Origin of the sequence: Aromatoleum diolicum (assembly GCF_012910955.1) — a bacterium.
GTDB classification, from domain to species: domain Bacteria; phylum Pseudomonadota; class Gammaproteobacteria; order Burkholderiales; family Rhodocyclaceae; genus Aromatoleum; species Aromatoleum diolicum.
In genome coordinates this window covers 36,745-48,681 of the sequence record NZ_WTVQ01000036.1, presented here as the reverse complement: position 1 = coordinate 48,681, position 11,937 = coordinate 36,745, and the positions used below count along the sequence as shown (strand labels likewise).

Sequence of the window (11,937 nt, the reverse complement as noted above, 5' to 3'; positions counted from 1 at the left end):
GGACGCGGCGGCAAGGGGCCCGACCGCATGGAGCGCGGGATGAAGCCCGGCGCCACCAGCTGAGTCCGCGGCACGACAACTACGAAGGACGGGCCGCTGGCTTCCGTGGCTTGCCCCGCAGCGTAACTGTCGAATGAGGATGCCGCGGTTCCCTGCGTTGGTACCATGAAAAAGGCCGCGCCTTGTGGGCGCGGCCTTTTGCTTTGGGGGGGCCTGATGGCGGCCCGCCCAATTCAACGTGGTCAGTGGAACTGTTCTTCTTCGGTCGAACCCGTCAGAGCGGTCACGCTGGACACGCCACCCTGAATCACGGTGGTGACATCGTCGAAGTAACCGGTGCCGACTTCCTGCTGGTGCGACACGAAGGTGTAGCCACGGTCGCGCGCAGCGAACTCGGGCTCCTGGACCTTCTCGACATAGGCCGACATGCCACGGGCAACGTAGTCCTGCGCCAGATCGAACATGTTGTACCACATCGAATGGATACCGGCGAGGGTGATGAACTGGTACTTGTAGCCCATCGCGCCCAGCTCACGCTGGAACTTGGCGATGGTCGCGTCGTCGAGGTTCTTCTTCCAGTTGAACGACGGCGAGCAGTTGTAGGCCAGCATCTTGCCCGGGTGCTTGGCATGCACGGCGTCGGCGAACTTGCGTGCGAACTCCAGATCCGGCGTGCCGGTCTCGCACCACACCAGGTCGGCGTACTCGGCGTAGGCCACCGCGCGGGAGATCGCCTGCTCGAGACCCTTCTTGGTCTTGTAGAAACCTTCGGCGGTGCGCTCACCGGTCAGGAAGGGCTTGTCGTTTTCGTCATAGTCGCTGGTCAGCAGATCGGCGGCTTCGGCGTCCGTACGAGCAATCACAAGGGTCGGCACGCCGCACACATCGGCTGCCAGACGTGCCGCGATCAGCTTCTGCACGGCTTCGGCAGTCGGCACCAGCACTTTGCCGCCCATGTGGCCGCACTTCTTCACGGAAGCCAGCTGGTCCTCCCAATGCACGCCGGCTGCACCGGCGCGGATCATCGCCTTCATCAGCTCATAGGCGTTCAGCACGCCACCAAAACCAGCTTCGGCATCGGCAACGATCGGCGCGAAGTAATCCACGTAGCCCTTGTCACCCGGATTGACGTTCTTCGACCACTGGATCTGGTCAGCGCGCTGGAAGGTGTTGTTGATGCGCTCGACCACCGTCGGCACCGAGTTCACCGGGTACAGCGACTGGTCCGGGTACATCGCGGCGTAGGAGTTGTTGTCGGCGGCAACCTGCCAGCCCGACAGGTAGATCGCCTTCACGCCGGCCTTGACCTGCTGCATCGCCTGACCGCCCGTGAGCGCGCCGAGGCAGTTCACGTACGGCTCGTTGTTCACCAGGTTCCACAGCTTCTCGGCGCCGGCACGGGCCAGCGAGTTCTCGGGCTGGATCGAACCACGCAGACGGACGACATCGGCAGCCGAGTAGGTGCGCTTGATGCCTTTCCAGCGGGGGTTTTCGGCCCAGTCTTTTTCGATGGCGGCAATTTGCTGTTCGCGGGTCAGGGTCATGGCAAGTTCCTTTTTGGCTGACAATATATAAGCGTGAATCAACGCATTTTCTCGCCCGGCCGTGCTTGCAGGGGCCGGGTCGAATCTCTCGCTTTCGATGCGCGCCGTGTGATGAAGACGAGCTCGAATGGGAAAGAGTATAGGAAGGTTTTCGCTCTGCAGCAATAAGTCTTATATAAGATATAAGAAATTATTTGAAGCAATAAAATCAGTTAGTTACGATTTTTATTTCACTATACAAAATAGCAATTGGCTTTGTGAAATGAAAAACTGTTGCGCTGCGCAAGGCGTGCCCCCGTTTCTTCGCTTCCTGGAGCACGCGTTGCCGCAGGCACGGGACTTGGTGGCTGACGACGGTCGGGGGGTGTCTCCGCCGGCGCTACGCGGTCGATGCGATGGCAAGCAGCGTTACAGCAGTGCAGTCTCGGAAACAACGACGCCGTCCTCGTCCGCATAGACGTACTGTCCGGGCGCGAAGGTGACCGCACCGAAGCTCACCGCGATATTCGCATCGCCGGCCCCCTTCTTTATGCTTTTCTGCGGATGTGTGCCGAGCGCGAAAACCCCAAGATCCATCGTGCCGATCGCCTTGGAGTCTCGGATGCAGCCGTACACGATCACTCCCGCCCAGCCGTTCTTCACACCCAGCAGTGCGAGTTGGTCGCCGACCAGGGCGCAGCGCATCGAACCGCCGCCGTCCACCACCAGCACTTTGTCGTGACCGGGGCTTTCGAGCGCCGTACGCACCAGCGAGTTGTCCTCGAATACTTTCAATGTCGCGATCTGCCCGCCAAAGGCGGTGCGTCCGCCATAGCTGCGGAACATCGGGCTGACAACGCGGAGTTTTCCCTCGTGAGCGTCGCAGAGGTCGGCGGTCTGGATTTCCATGCTTTGCTTCCTTTTGTCTGAATTTGAACGCGAGATGAAAAACTTACGGCCCTCGGCGATCGTCGCGATACCGCCGGACCGGAAGGAGGCAGGGACAATAAACCAGCCGACGATACAAAAAAAGGCAGCCCACAGGCTGCCCCTTTGTATCGACTTGATCCGCGTGCGTCAGACCGTGGCCGTTTCCATCTGGTCGAACACCAGCTTGACCTTGCCATCCTCTCCCAGGTCGATGGTCACTTTGCCGCCATGCGCGAGTCGCCCGAATAGCAACTCGTCGGCAAGCGCCGAGCGGATGGTGTCCTGGATCAGCCGTGCCATCGGGCGTGCTCCCATCAGCGGATCGAAACCTTCCGCCGCCAGCCAGCCCTTCAGCTCGTCGGTGAAATGCGCTTCGACCTTCTTCTCATGCAACTGTGCTTCAAGTTGCATCAGGAACTTGTCGACCACGCGCAGGATGATCTCGTTGTCGAGCGCCTTGAACGAAATGGTCGCGTCCAGCCGGTTGCGGAACTCGGGCGAGAACATCCGCTTGATCTCGGCCATCTCGTCGCCGGCCTCGCGTTTTGCCGAAAAACCCATCACCGATTTGTTTATCGTCTCGGCGCCCGCGTTTGTCGTCATGATGATGATGACGTTGCGGAAGTCCGCCTGACGGCCGTTATTGTCAGTGAGCGTCCCGTGGTCCATCACCTGCAGCAGGATGTTGAAGATGTCCGGATGCGCCTTCTCGATCTCATCGAGCAGCAGGACGCAGTGCGGCTTCTTCGTGATCGCTTCGGTCAGCAAGCCGCCCTGATCGAACCCGACATATCCTGGCGGCGCGCCGATCAGGCGGCTTACCGCATGGCGCTCCATGTATTCCGACATGTCGAAACGCACCAGTTCGATGCCCATGATAAAGGCCAGTTGCCGTGCGACCTCCGTTTTGCCGACGCCGGTGGGGCCGGAGAAGAGGAAGCTGCCGATCGGCTTCGCCGGATTGCCGAGGCCGGAGCGCGACATCTTGATCGCCTTCGCCAGCGCATCGATAGCGGCTTCCTGGCCAAAGACCACATTCTTCAGATCGCGTTCGAGGTTCTTCAGCGCGGTCTTGTCGTCATTGGACACAGTACGCGGCGGAATGCGTGCAATTTTCGCGACGATATCCTCGATCTCGGTCTTGCCGATCGTCTTGCGCTGCTTCGACTTCGGCAGAATGCGCTGTGCGGCGCCTGCTTCGTCGATGACGTCGATGGCTTTGTCGGGCAACTGCCGGTCATTGATGTAGCGTGCCGAAAGCTCCGCAGCCGAGGTCAGCGCGGCAGTCGAATACTTGACGCCGTGATGCTCCTCGAAGCGGCTCTTCAGTCCTTTCAGGATCTCTACCGTTTCGGCCACCGAGGGCTCTGTGACGTCGACCTTCTGGAAGCGCCGCGACAAGGCGTGGTCCTTCTCGAAAATCTGGCGGAATTCAGAGTAGGTCGTGGCACCGATGCACTTCAACTGCCCCGAGGACAGTGCCGGCTTTAGCAGGTTCGATGCATCCAGCGTACCGCCCGACGCGGCACCAGCGCCGATCAGCGTATGGATTTCATCGATGAACAGGATCGCATTGCGCGTCTCGCGCAGCTGTTTCAGCACCGCCTTGAGTCGTTGCTCGAAATCGCCCCGGTACTTCGTGCCGGCAAGCAGTGCGCCCATGTCCAATGCATATACCTGGGCGCCATCCAGAATTTCCGGAATCCGGCCTTCGACAATGCAGCGCGCCAGACCTTCGGCGATCGCGGTTTTGCCCACACCGGCTTCGCCCACTAGCAGCGGGTTGTTCTTGCGTCGCCGGCACAGGGTCTGGATCACCCGCTCGAGTTCGCGTTCGCGCCCGATCAAGGGGTCGATCTTGCCGATCAGGGCCTGCTGGTTGAGGTTCTGAGTGTAGTTCTCGAGTGCGCCATTGGCCTGCGCGCTTTCCGATTCCTGTTCGCCCTGCTCGGATTCGCTCTTGCTCGCGGGCGGTGTCGGGCCTTGCTGCGGCGCCTTCGAAATCCCGTGCGAAATAAAATTCACCACATCCAGGCGCGAAATGTTCTGGCGCTGCAGGAAATAGACTGCGTGCGAGTCCTTTTCGCCGAAGATCGCGACCAGTACGTTCGCGCCGGTGACTTCTTTCTTGCCCGACGACTGAACGTGCAGGATCGCGCGCTGGATCACGCGCTGGAAGCCCAGAGTCGGCTGAGTGTCGATCTCGTCCGTGCCTTCGACCTTGGGGGTGTGCTCGTTGATGAAATTGGTTAGTTCCCGCCGCAACTCGTCCACGTTGGCCGCGCAAGCGCGCAGGACTTCGGCTGCCGACGGGTTGTCGAGCAGGGCCAGCAGCAGGTGTTCAACGGTAATGAACTCGTGCCGCTTCTGTCGTGCTTCGACAAAGGCCATGTGCAGGCTGACTTCAAGCTCTTGCGCGATCATTCTCAATTTTCCTCCATCACGCATGCCAGCGGGTGCTGGTGCTGACGGGCGAAGGACACGACCAGTTCCACCTTGGTCGCCGCGACGTCCTTTGCGAAGACGCCACATACCCCCATGCCCTCTCTGTGGACTTGGAGCATGACCCGTGTAGCCCGTTCGCGGTCCATGCCAAAAAATTTCTGCAGCACGACGATGACGAAGTCCATGGGCGTGAAATCGTCGTTCAGCAAAAGCACCTTGTATAGTGGCGGGGGCTTGGTGCGAGAGCGCTCCGCCTCGAGTATGTACTCGCCCTGCTTTTGTGTGGCCATGAGTTTCATTCTAATGAAGTCGAAGCAGAGTGCAACAGCAGCAAGGGGTTTGGCTTCCGTTGATTCTGGTGCGCAAAAACAACGGCGCGAATATTGCGCTGCAAACCGAGGTCTGGCGGTGTATGTGCCTTGGATTTATTTGCATGGTGCAGCAGGGCGCTACGCCGCAGTGGAATTGGTTGTTGCAATGCGGCATTCATGAGAAAACGAAAATGTTGACGCTGTGCTGACAAATGCGTAAAAGCAAAACCGTGCGAAATGCAAAGTTCAACGCGCTGGTCCTGGAGTCTTGGCTGCGCCTGTGGTCTGGCTTGGCAGTACTGGTAACGCTTCGCTCGGCATGGATGCACTGAAGGGGGAAACCCCGCATCGTTTTAAGTAATCTTCAAGGATTAAGGCAACATGGCAACTGGTACCGTTAAGTGGTTCAATGACTCGAAGGGCTTTGGCTTCATTACTCCGGACGACGGTAGCGAAGATCTGTTCGCTCACTTCTCCGCGATCACCATGAGCGGGTTCAAGACTCTGAAAGAAGGCGAGAAGGTCTCCTTCGATGTTACTCAGGGTCCGAAGGGTAAACAGGCCTCTAACATCCAGAAGGCTTGATGTCCCTTTAATCCGGATTGCCGCTTCGCGTCAGCGGAATGGCTTCCGGAAAAACAAGAGGCCGCCGGATCACTCCGGCGGCCTCTTGTTTTGGGTGTTGCGTCCCTGGAGCAGGCCGAAGCCTGCAGGCGGGGATTACTTCAGTTTGATTTCCTTGTACAGAACGTGCTTGCGCGCGACCGGATCGTACTTGTTGAACTCAAGCTTGTTCGGGGTGGTGCGCTTGTTCTTCGAGGTCGTGTAGAAGTGACCGGTACCTGCGGTCGACTCCAGTTTGATTTTTTCGCGGCCGCCTTTAGCCATTTGAATCTCCGTTCAGTTGCTGCGCGCTTGTGGCGCAGTGCTTAGATCTTCTCGCCGCGGGCGCGCAGCTCGGACACGACCACGTCGATGCCCTTCTTGTCGATGGTGCGCAGGGCTGCATTGGATACGCGCAGGCGGATCCAGCGGTTTTCGGATTCGCTCCAGAACCGGCGGTTTTGCAGGTTCGGGAGGAAACGACGCTTGGTTTTGTTGTTAGCGTGGGAAACGTTGTTTCCCACCATCGGTGCTTTACCGGTCACTTGACAGACGCGAGCCATACGATGCTCCAGGGAATTCGGATTGCGGAAAACCGTGGATGATAGCGCAGACATACGTCGATGGGCAAGACAAGCTTGCGTTTTTCCGATGATTTTCCGCGGTTTGTTGTTCGTGCAAAGCTTAAAGCAGTCCGCGCTCGGCGAACGACAGCGGGCGGGCGTGGGCGGTGACGATGAAATGGTCCAGAATCCGCACATCCACGAGATCGAGCGCCTGCTTGAGGTTGCGCGTGAGTAGCTCATCGGCGGTGCTTGGTTCACTGGCGCCGGAGGGGTGATTGTGGGCGAGAATCACCGCGGCGGCGTTGCGCGTGAGTGCGAGCTTGACGACCTCGCGCGGGTATACGCTGGTCTGTGTCAGGGTGCCGCGGAACAGCTCGACAGCTTCGATCAGGCGATTGCGTGCGTCGAGCAGGAGCACGCAGAAGACTTCGTGCGGCAGGCTGCCGATGCGTAGTCGCAGCCAGTCGCGCACGGCCGAAGGGGAATCGAATACGTCGGTGGTCGTCATCTGCTCGGTGAGCGCGCGCCGCGCCAGTTCCATCACTGCCTGCAGTTGGGCATACTTCGCCAGCCCCATGCCCGGGATTGCGGCAAACTCGTTTGCCGGAGCGGCGCACAGGCGCGTGAGCGAGCCGAAGCACGCGAGCAGGTCGCGGGCGAGATCTACCGCGCTTTTCCCGCGGATGCCCACGCGCAGGAATAGCGCCAGGAGCTCTGCGTCGGAAAGGGCTTCGGCGCCGCGGCCGAGCAGTTTCTCGCGCGGTCGCTCGTCTGCCGGCCAGTCTGTGATTGCCATATCGGGAGGTGCTCGTGAGATGAATCATTTAATTGTAAGGCATATGTCATGCGCGAATTGAAGGGACGCAAGCTGGTGCTCGGGGTGACCGGCGGAGTCGCCGCGTACAAGTCGGCGGAACTGGTGCGCTTGCTCGGCAAGGCGGGCGCCGAGGTGCATGTGGTGCTGACCGATGGCGGGGCGCGTTTCGTGACGCCGGTGACCTTCCAGGCCCTGTCGGGCAATCCGGTGTGGTCGGACCTGTGGGATGCGCGCATGGACAACAACATGGCGCACATCGACCTGACGCGGGGGGCGGATGCGGTGCTGATCGCGCCGGCCACCGCCGACGTGTTGGCGAAGCTGGTGCAGGGGCGGGCGGACGATCTGCTGAGCACGCTGTGCCTGGCGCGTGAATGTCCCTTGTTGGTGGCGCCGGCGATGAATCGGCAGATGTGGGAGCACCCGGCGACGCAGCGCAACGTGGCGCAGCTGGCCGCCGACGGCGTGACCATGCTCGGACCGGGGGCGGGAGACCAGGCTTGCGGCGAGGTCGGCATGGGACGGATGCTCGAGCCCGAAGAGCTGTTCGAGCATGTGCTCGCATTTTTCCAGCCGAAGTTGCTGGCCGGTCGCAAGGTGGTGCTGACCGCGGGACCGACCTTCGAGGCGATCGATCCGGTGCGCGGCATTACCAATACGAGTTCGGGCAAAATGGGCTACGCGCTGGCGCAGGCTTGCGTGCGGGCGGGGGCTGAGGTCGTGCTGGTGAGCGGTCCGACCGGGTTGCCGGCCCCCTTGGGGGCGGATCGCGTCGATGTGCGCAGTGCGCTGCAGATGCGCAATGCGGTGATGGCAGCGCTATCGGGCGCGGATGTCTTCATCGGCGTCGCCGCGGTAGCCGATTACCGCCCGCTTGAGGCCGCTGAGCATAAGGTCAAGAAATCGTCGGCGGAGCTGACGCTGACGCTGACGCCGAATCCGGACATCCTTGCCGAAGTTGCCGCGCGACCGGCTGCGCCGTTCTGCGTCGGGTTTGCGGCCGAGAGCCGCGATCTCGACGCCTATGCCGAAGGCAAGCGACGGGCGAAGCGCCTGCCGATGCTTGTCGGCAATCTGGTGCAGGATGGACTGGGCGGCGACGACAACCAGGTGATCCTGTACGACGATGCGGGTCGCCACCCGATCGAACGCGCGCCAAAAACCGAGGTGGCGCAGAAGATCGTCGAACATCTGGCCAAGTTACTGACAATGTCTGGGAACAGAAAACATGCATCGAATTGACGTCAAGATACTCGACGAGCGTCTGCGCAGCCATTCGCCGTCCTATGCAACGCCCGGGGCTGCGGGCCTCGATCTGCGCGCTTGCGTGAATGCGCCGATCAGTCTCCATCCCGGCGATACGGCGCTGATTCCCAGCGGGCTGGCGATCCACCTTGCCGACCCGGGGCTGGCGGCGATGGTGCTGCCGCGTTCCGGCTTGGGGCACAAGCATGGAATTGTGCTCGGCAACCTCGTCGGTCTGATCGACTCGGACTACCAGGGGCAGATATTCGTCTCGGTGTGGAATCGCGGGCGCGAAACCTTCACGGTGCAACCGATGGAGCGCATTGCGCAACTGGTCGTGGTGCCGGTGCTGCAGGTCGGTTTCAACGTGGTCGACGAATTCGCGGCGAGCGATCGTGGCGACGGTGGCTTTGGCAGCACGGGCAAGCACTGAATGCATCAGGGCGTTCCCGTCGGGGTGCATGTACTGGTCGAGCGGGATGGTCGCATCCTGTTGATGCGGCGGGCCGGGACGGGCTTTTTCGATGGCTTGTATAGCCTTCCCGGCGGACATGTGGAGCCGGGCGAGTCATTGCGGCAGACGGCGGTGCGCGAAATGCTGGAGGAAACGGGCCTGCGGATCGATCCGCAGGCGCTGGCGAATGTCGGGGTCGTGCATCGCCTGTCGGATACCAACCGGATCGATTTTTTCTTGCGCGCGACCGCTTGGTCGGGGGACCCGGAGGTGTGCGAGCCGGACAAGTGCGATGCCCTGGGCTGGTTCGATCGCGCGAGCCTGCCGGCCGAAACCGTTGCGTATGTACGCGAGGCGCTGCGGGCGGGGCCAGGGCCGTGGATGCTCGAGCTCGGCTGGTGAGCGTCGGTTGACGCGTCAGTCGAGCATGTCGGTGCGGATATTCTGCGCCCACGCGAGAGCGTAGCGGCCTTCGGCTTCGTTGGCTGCAGCCGACAACCCGCCCGCGCCGGCGACCGGGAGAAAGGTCTTCTCGCCTGCGTCATAGCGATGCACCGAGCTGATGTGCGCCACGTTACGGTCGTCGACAAAGCTGTAGCAGGTGTTGATCAGCATCGGTGCCGAATCGGGTGTGCGCCCGGCGAGAAGCTCGATGATCGCCGCAGCGGCGAGCTTGGCCTGCTGATTTGCGATGTGGCCGGACTTGGGCATCGTCGGCGCGGGGAAGGTGGCGTCGCCGAGCACATGCACGCCCGGTGCGCCGCGCGCTTCCATCGTCAGCCAATCGACATCCACCCAGCGCCCGTTGACGAGTTCGATGCCGAGTGCATCGACGAGGCGGCCGGCACGCATGGGGGGAATGACGTTGAGGACGTCGCCGCGGATGGTGTCGAACTCCAGTTCTGCGCGAAGGCCTTTCGCGTCGACCGACACGAGCGTGCTGTCCGGCCGGTATTCGATGATCTTGCGGTAGAGACCGTCGAACGCGTGCGCGAAAAGCGCCTTTTTCGACTGGATTTCGCTGTTGGAATCGAGCACCAGCAGTTTCGCGCGCGGCTTGTGCGTCCGTAGATAGTGGGCCACGACGCAGGCGCGTTCGTAAGGACCGGGCGGGCAGCGATAGGGCGTCTTGGGAATGTGGAGGGCAAAGACGCCGCCATCCGGCATCGCTTCGAGCTGACGTCGCAGAAGTTTCGTCTGTGGGCCGGCCTTCCAGGCGTGGGGGATGCGCTCGGCATTGCCGGCGAGCCCTTCGACCTGTTCGGGCATGAAGTCGACGCCCGGCGACAGCACGATGCGGTCGAAGCCGAGTCGTTCCCCGCCGGCCAGATGCACGCGGCGCTTGTCCATGTCGATGCTGATCGCTTCCCTGATCACGACTCGCACGCCCCAGCGTTTGCTCAGCTTGTCGTAATCAGCGGTGATGTCGGCCATGTTCTTGAGGCCGGCGATCACGAGATTCGAGATCGGGCACGACACGAAGTGCGCCTCGCGTTCGATCAGCGTGACCGCGATGCGGCCCTCGCTCCACATTCGCAGGTATTTTGCCGCCGTTGCGCCGCCGAATCCGCCGCCGATCACAATGACATGGGGCGTGCCGTGCGCGGGTGTGGCGGCGCAGCCGGCAAGGCCGCTCCACGCGGGGGTGCTTGCCGCCAGACTGAAAGCCTTCAGGAACTTGCGTCGGTTCATCATTGCTCGGTTGCGCTGCTCAGGGGTGTGCGGCGAAATACGTGGCGATCAGCTCGAGTTGTTCCTCGGTGTAACCACGCGCGATCTGGTGCATGACCGTGGCCGCACGCTCACCCGTGCGGAAGGCGTGGAGTTTCTGCAGCAGCTCGGCTTTGGTCTGGCCCGCGAGACGGGGAAGGGGGGACGCATCGTGGCTGTCGGCGGCATGGCATGTAGTGCAGTTCGCCGCGAGATTGCGTGCATGCCCGGTGCAAGCAGCGTCCGGCGTGCTCGCATGGGCAGCGGCAGCGAGCAGACAGAGCGCGGCGAGGGTAAACTGGCCGGTCACGGGAGTCCTCCATGCGGGGGCGTTGCGGTGCCAAGGGGCACGCGACAGGAGCGTGGATGGCGGCGCGGCAGTATATCGCGGGCGGGCGCGAGCGGTCGCCACGAGTGATTATCGCTTGTGCGATTGCCGGTGGCATCCGGTTCTTCGATGCAGGATGGGCAGGTTTCGGTGGTGAGTGACGGATTGGCTGGCACGACAGCAAGCGGGGGCAGGATGGATCGGCAGCGCAGGAATGCCCTGAAGGCCGGCGGCGGTATCGGACTCTGGGCGATGCTCGTGGCGACGGGGCTGGTGACACCGGCTGCGGCGCGTGCTGCGCGTGACGATGCCGTGTTTGATGCCGACAGTCTCGACGGCGCGTTGAGGGCGCTCGGTGCGCAGGCGGCGCGCGACAGTGAGGAGATCCGCATTGTCTTGCCCGATGTCGCCGAGGATGGCCGGGCGGTGCCGCTCGGGGTGTCGAGCAGACTGCCGCGCACGGAGCAAATCGTCGTCGTGATCGAGGAAAATCCCTACAAGGTTGCCGCGAGTTTTGTGCTGTCGGCATCGATGCTCCCCGAGGTGCACACGCGGGTGAAGATGAGCCGCTCGACCGCCGTGCATGTGCTGGTAAAGGCAGACGGGCAGTTTTTCGTCGCCCGGCGCGATGTGAAGGTCACCGTGGGGGGGTGCGGCGTATGACCGTTGGCAGCATCAGGGGGGCGTGGCGATGACGAGTCCGACGCGCATTCGCGCGGTTCGCGGGGATGGCGTCACCGAGCTGCGGATGCTGTTGTCCCATCCGATGGAAAACGGCTTGCGCAAGGACGCCGAAGGGAATCGGGTGCCGGCCCACTTCATCACCGAAGTCAGCGTGCGACACAACGGCAAGGTGGTTCTCGCCGCCGCCTTCGGCCCCTCGATGTCGACGAACCCCTACCTGGCGTTCAGTATCGCGGGGGGCGCGGCCGGCGATGAAATTGCGGTGAGCTGGCGCGACAACCTTGGCGAGGCGCGCAGCGACGCGGTCCGCATCGCCTGAAC

At 62.0% G+C, this 11,937-nt stretch carries 16 protein-coding genes; 7 read left to right on the top strand and 9 right to left on the bottom strand.

Features of this window, described 5'->3' with window-relative positions; genetic code table 11:
* Positions 1 to 242: 242 nt before the first annotated feature.
* From aceA to clpS, 4 genes are all read right to left on the bottom strand, one after another.
* On the bottom strand, positions 243 to 1,544 hold the full coding sequence (gene aceA, locus GPA25_RS17940; RefSeq protein ID WP_169261781.1) for an isocitrate lyase: 1,302 nt from the start codon (positions 1,542 to 1,544) through the stop codon (positions 243 to 245).
* Between the two features lie 408 nt (positions 1,545 to 1,952).
* Complete coding sequence (gene rraA, locus GPA25_RS17935; RefSeq protein ID WP_169261780.1) at positions 1,953 to 2,432, bottom strand: ribonuclease E activity regulator RraA; 480 nt, start codon at positions 2,430 to 2,432, stop codon at positions 1,953 to 1,955.
* Between the two features lie 168 nt (positions 2,433 to 2,600).
* Positions 2,601 to 4,877: an ATP-dependent Clp protease ATP-binding subunit ClpA gene (clpA, locus tag GPA25_RS17930; protein WP_169261779.1), complete on the bottom strand. Its 2,277-nt coding sequence runs from the start codon at positions 4,875 to 4,877 to the stop codon at positions 2,601 to 2,603.
* 2 nt (positions 4,878 to 4,879) lie between these two features.
* Positions 4,880 to 5,188, bottom strand: coding sequence for an ATP-dependent Clp protease adapter ClpS (gene clpS, locus GPA25_RS17925; protein ID WP_169261783.1), 309 nt, complete (start codon positions 5,186 to 5,188; stop codon positions 4,880 to 4,882).
* Between the two features lie 29 nt (positions 5,189 to 5,217).
* Between clpS and GPA25_RS17920 the strand changes: the two genes are divergently transcribed.
* Positions 5,218 to 5,418, top strand: coding sequence for a hypothetical protein (locus tag GPA25_RS17920; protein WP_169261778.1), 201 nt, complete (start codon positions 5,218 to 5,220; stop codon positions 5,416 to 5,418).
* Positions 5,419 to 5,590: 172 nt separating this feature from the next.
* A complete protein-coding gene (locus tag GPA25_RS17915; protein ID WP_169261777.1) occupies positions 5,591 to 5,794 on the top strand; it encodes a cold-shock protein in 204 nt (67 codons plus the stop codon).
* A gap of 135 nt (positions 5,795 to 5,929) precedes the next feature.
* Here the strand turns inward: GPA25_RS17915 and rpmG are convergent, their stop codons facing one another.
* The 3 genes from rpmG to radC all read right to left on the bottom strand — a co-directional run bounded on the left by rpmG (position 5,930) and on the right by radC (position 7,174).
* The gene (gene rpmG / locus GPA25_RS17910; protein ID WP_169261776.1) at positions 5,930 to 6,097 is read right to left on the bottom strand and encodes a 50S ribosomal protein L33; all 168 of its coding nucleotides are present in this window, start codon (positions 6,095 to 6,097) and stop codon (positions 5,930 to 5,932) included.
* A gap of 41 nt (positions 6,098 to 6,138) precedes the next feature.
* The gene (rpmB, locus tag GPA25_RS17905) at positions 6,139 to 6,375 is read right to left on the bottom strand and encodes a 50S ribosomal protein L28 (protein ID WP_015434856.1); all 237 of its coding nucleotides are present in this window, start codon (positions 6,373 to 6,375) and stop codon (positions 6,139 to 6,141) included.
* 121 nt (positions 6,376 to 6,496) lie between these two features.
* Positions 6,497 to 7,174, bottom strand: coding sequence for a RadC family protein (gene radC / locus GPA25_RS17900; RefSeq protein ID WP_169261775.1), 678 nt, complete (start codon positions 7,172 to 7,174; stop codon positions 6,497 to 6,499).
* Positions 7,175 to 7,222: 48 nt separating this feature from the next.
* Between radC and coaBC the strand changes: the two genes are divergently transcribed.
* Genes coaBC through GPA25_RS17885 form a run of 3 tightly spaced genes read left to right on the top strand, consistent with a single transcriptional unit; the run spans position 7,223 to position 9,296 of the window.
* Positions 7,223 to 8,437: a bifunctional phosphopantothenoylcysteine decarboxylase/phosphopantothenate--cysteine ligase CoaBC gene (gene coaBC, locus GPA25_RS17895; RefSeq protein WP_169261774.1), complete on the top strand. Its 1,215-nt coding sequence runs from the start codon at positions 7,223 to 7,225 to the stop codon at positions 8,435 to 8,437.
* Positions 8,424 to 8,873, top strand: coding sequence for a dUTP diphosphatase (gene dut / locus GPA25_RS17890; RefSeq protein ID WP_169261773.1), 450 nt, complete (start codon positions 8,424 to 8,426; stop codon positions 8,871 to 8,873). Before coaBC ends, dut begins: the two co-directional genes overlap by 14 nt.
* Positions 8,874 to 9,296 carry an NUDIX hydrolase gene (locus GPA25_RS17885; RefSeq protein WP_169261772.1) on the top strand — a complete coding sequence of 141 codons (423 nt, stop codon included), beginning with the start codon at positions 8,874 to 8,876 and terminating at the stop codon, positions 9,294 to 9,296.
* Positions 9,297 to 9,311: 15 nt separating this feature from the next.
* Here GPA25_RS17885 and GPA25_RS17880 read toward each other — a convergent pair whose 3' ends face one another.
* On the bottom strand, positions 9,312 to 10,589 hold the full coding sequence (locus tag GPA25_RS17880) for an NAD(P)/FAD-dependent oxidoreductase (RefSeq protein ID WP_169261771.1): 1,278 nt from the start codon (positions 10,587 to 10,589) through the stop codon (positions 9,312 to 9,314).
* A gap of 16 nt (positions 10,590 to 10,605) precedes the next feature.
* A complete protein-coding gene (locus tag GPA25_RS17875) occupies positions 10,606 to 10,914 on the bottom strand; it encodes a c-type cytochrome (RefSeq protein WP_169261770.1) in 309 nt (102 codons plus the stop codon).
* A gap of 213 nt (positions 10,915 to 11,127) precedes the next feature.
* Here GPA25_RS17875 and soxY point away from each other — a divergent pair, with 213 nt between their 5' ends.
* Positions 11,128 to 11,595 carry a thiosulfate oxidation carrier protein SoxY gene (gene soxY / locus GPA25_RS17870; RefSeq protein WP_169261769.1) on the top strand — a complete coding sequence of 156 codons (468 nt, stop codon included), beginning with the start codon at positions 11,128 to 11,130 and terminating at the stop codon, positions 11,593 to 11,595.
* A 28-nt stretch (positions 11,596 to 11,623) separates the two neighbouring features.
* Positions 11,624 to 11,935, top strand: a complete 312-nt coding sequence (gene soxZ, locus GPA25_RS17865) for a thiosulfate oxidation carrier complex protein SoxZ (protein ID WP_169261768.1) — start codon at positions 11,624 to 11,626, stop codon at positions 11,933 to 11,935.
* Positions 11,936 to 11,937 lie beyond the last annotated feature (2 nt).

Bases quoted from the DNA above. Each gene is read 5' to 3' on its own strand.
- aceA (WP_169261781.1), bottom strand. From the start codon at position 1,544: ATGACCCTGACCCGCGAACAGCAAATTGCCGCCATCGAAAAAGACTGG.
- rraA (WP_169261780.1), bottom strand. From the start codon at position 2,432: ATGGAAATCCAGACCGCCGACCTCTGCGACGCTCACGAGGGAAAACTC.
- clpA (WP_169261779.1), bottom strand. From the start codon at position 4,877: ATGATCGCGCAAGAGCTTGAAGTCAGCCTGCACATGGCCTTTGTCGAA.
- clpS (WP_169261783.1), bottom strand. From the start codon at position 5,188: ATGGCCACACAAAAGCAGGGCGAGTACATACTCGAGGCGGAGCGCTCT.
- GPA25_RS17915 (WP_169261777.1), top strand. From the start codon at position 5,591: ATGGCAACTGGTACCGTTAAGTGGTTCAATGACTCGAAGGGCTTTGGC.
- rpmG (WP_169261776.1), bottom strand. From the start codon at position 6,097: ATGGCTAAAGGCGGCCGCGAAAAAATCAAACTGGAGTCGACCGCAGGT.
- rpmB (WP_015434856.1), bottom strand. From the start codon at position 6,375: ATGGCTCGCGTCTGTCAAGTGACCGGTAAAGCACCGATGGTGGGAAAC.
- radC (WP_169261775.1), bottom strand. From the start codon at position 7,174: ATGGCAATCACAGACTGGCCGGCAGACGAGCGACCGCGCGAGAAACTG.
- coaBC (WP_169261774.1), top strand. From the start codon at position 7,223: ATGCGCGAATTGAAGGGACGCAAGCTGGTGCTCGGGGTGACCGGCGGA.
- dut (WP_169261773.1), top strand. From the start codon at position 8,424: ATGCATCGAATTGACGTCAAGATACTCGACGAGCGTCTGCGCAGCCAT.
- GPA25_RS17885 (WP_169261772.1), top strand. From the start codon at position 8,874: ATGCATCAGGGCGTTCCCGTCGGGGTGCATGTACTGGTCGAGCGGGAT.
- GPA25_RS17880 (WP_169261771.1), bottom strand. From the start codon at position 10,589: ATGATGAACCGACGCAAGTTCCTGAAGGCTTTCAGTCTGGCGGCAAGC.
- soxY (WP_169261769.1), top strand. From the start codon at position 11,128: ATGGATCGGCAGCGCAGGAATGCCCTGAAGGCCGGCGGCGGTATCGGA.
- soxZ (WP_169261768.1), top strand. From the start codon at position 11,624: ATGACGAGTCCGACGCGCATTCGCGCGGTTCGCGGGGATGGCGTCACC.